1 protein-coding gene is annotated in these 2,670 nt (G+C 45.5%); it reads left to right on the plus strand.

The genetic code is table 11. The annotated features are described in order from the left end of the window. Positions 1–540: 540 nt before the first annotated feature. On the plus strand, positions 541–2,670 hold a 2,130-nt coding region (locus AC3A8L_RS21045), incomplete at its 3' end, for a PAS domain S-box protein (RefSeq protein WP_487964242.1).

Here is a 2,670-nt window from a genome sequence, read left to right on the forward strand (position 1 = left end):
AGGCAGGTTATTAGAATAACGCATCGGGGCAGGAAGCCCCTTATTAGACATTGCATCCGTATAGGGATATACGTTACTAGGGTAATGCAGGAGCTATTACCGAGGAGCATAATGTCGTGGAGCAGTTATCGATCGGCTTTCTTATCGAGACGCTTAAAGGGGCGCATGCCGGGGCCTATACGGATATAGGTCATTAGGGTAACGCATGGAGCAGTTACCGAGGCATGTAACGCTTTGAGCAACGAAGGTAAGGAGGCCGAGATCAAGCATTAGTGGATGAAATATTGTTTCCTCGCCCCGAATAGCCGGCTATTACAAATATTTTTAACGAAGGCAAGCGTGTACCCAGGAATTCAAAAGCGGGAAGTTATTTAGTGCACGCCCCTTAGTGATACCCGTTAATTACGGCTGTAACTGCACACAATGTAACCATCGGTTCATAGGCGTCTATACTAATATCTTGAACTCGGTGAATATTTTGGCTGACCAGATTTGGTGCGCCACTACAGTGCATGGATACAGGTTTTTAAGGGTAAACATATGAGCAAGTATTTCACATGGGGTCTTAAGGCTAAAACCGTGCTGGTACTGGGTGGGTTGATATCCTTATTGCTGATAGTCGTAAGCATTAGTAGTTATTGGCAATCGAAAAATCTTGCTCAAAATAAAGCCCTTGAACTCGAACAGAGTAAGTACTTGGTGCTTAAAAGTGCCATGGAGGTGGAGCTGGAAAACCACCAGCGGAACCTGCTTTCGCTGCGTGATGTACCGCCTATTCAAGCAATTTTACGCGCTCGCGCTAATAACGGTATCGACCCAAATAACGGCAATACACTCAAAGAGTGGCGCCATCGTCTTACCGTGATATTCACCGCATTTTTGCGCAATCACCCCGAATACCAGCAGCTCAGGTTTATTGATGCCGCCGGTAATGAACTGGTCAGAGTCGACCGTACGGTGAATGGCGAGGTCATATTAGTAACAGAACTGCAAAATAAAGCCAATTCGCTTTATGTCAGCGAAACAATCAACTTAAAAGCCGGAGAGACCTACTACTCTGATGTCAGCCTAAACAGGGAGCATGGTGTCATTCAGGTACCTTATTTTCCCGTTTTGAGGGTAGCCACCCCCGTTGTGAGTAATGATGAAGCCGTCATTGGCCTCGTGGTCATGAATCTTTCTACTGAGCGGTTGTTTGAGGGCATTACTTCTGACGTGAATGGCGCGCAAAGAGATATTGTTGATGCCCAAGGTTACTATATTAAGAGTGACGATCGCGCTAAAGCCTTTGGCGCTGACCTGGGTTTCGATTACCGCTTAAGTACGGAACACCCAGACATGGCTAACGCCGCTCTTCTTCACGATCAGTTCATCCAGTACGATGTGAACGAGAAAGAACTGAAGGGATTTCAAAAAGTGTTTTTCTCACCGCAGGATAAAACACGTTACTGGCTGCTGACGTTCCATATTCCAGAAAACGTGGTATTCGCAGGCATTGTTAGCTCACTGCAACAAATATTGATATTCAGCTTTTTTATAGGCGTACTCTCAATTTTCCTTATTATCTGGTTTGTTTCAAAGCGAATAGTGACACCTGTGCTGTCTATGGCGGCAGCCTATGATCAGTTAGATGCCGGTGATTTAACGGTGCGCATTGATGAATCGCAGGCTAGCGATGAATTTTTATCCCTGTATTCAGGGTTTAATACATTTGCCGCCAACCAACAGCGGGCAACAGCGCAGCTGAAGAATGAAGTTGCCGAGCAAATAAAGCGATTGTCGGCGGTCATCGATAATATTGTCGATGGCATTATTACCATTAATGAACGTGGCACGATTGAATCATTTAACCCGGCCGCAAGGCGTATTTTTGGTTACCTCAATGATGAAGTCATTGGTCAAAATATCAAGATGCTAATGCCAGATCCCTATCATCGAGAGCATGATGGTTATTTAGATAACTTTATAAGAACCGGCGAAAAAAAGGTGATTGGCGTCGGTCGCGAGGTTATCGGCCTGCGCAAAGATGGCAGCCAATTCCCAATGGAGCTAGGGATAAGTGAGCTTAGCGTCGACAATGCCCGGCATTTTGTCGGCATCACCCGTGACATCACCGAACGCCACAGTGCGGAAGCTGCGCTACAGCAAGCTAAACACAGTGCCGAGGCTGCGAGTCAGTCCAAGAGTGAGTTCCTTGCCAGCATGAGCCATGAAATACGCACACCGATGAACGGTGTTATTGGCATGCTGCACCTGCTAAGCAAAGAGTCCATGACGACGAAACAACAGCACTATACCGAGACCGCAAAATACAGCGCAGACTCTTTACTCACCCTGATCAATGATATTTTAGATATATCAAAAATTGAGGCCGGTAAACTCAATATTGAAGACATTGATTTTAATCTTAAAAGTTTATTTAAAGATGTATCTGGAGCTATGGCTCCGCGAGTGCATGATCTTGACCTTGAATTTATTTTAGATATCGGCGGTATCCAAAACCAAACGGTGTTGGGAGACCCTGGGCGCCTACGGCAAATACTGACCAATTTAATCGGTAATGCCATTAAATTTACTCGGCAAGGTGAAATTATCCTTCGCGCCAGCCTTAGTGATAGTGATAACGATCAGTTGCAATTACGCTGCGATATTATTGATACCGGTATTGGA

The organism is Marinagarivorans sp., from assembly GCF_982758155.1.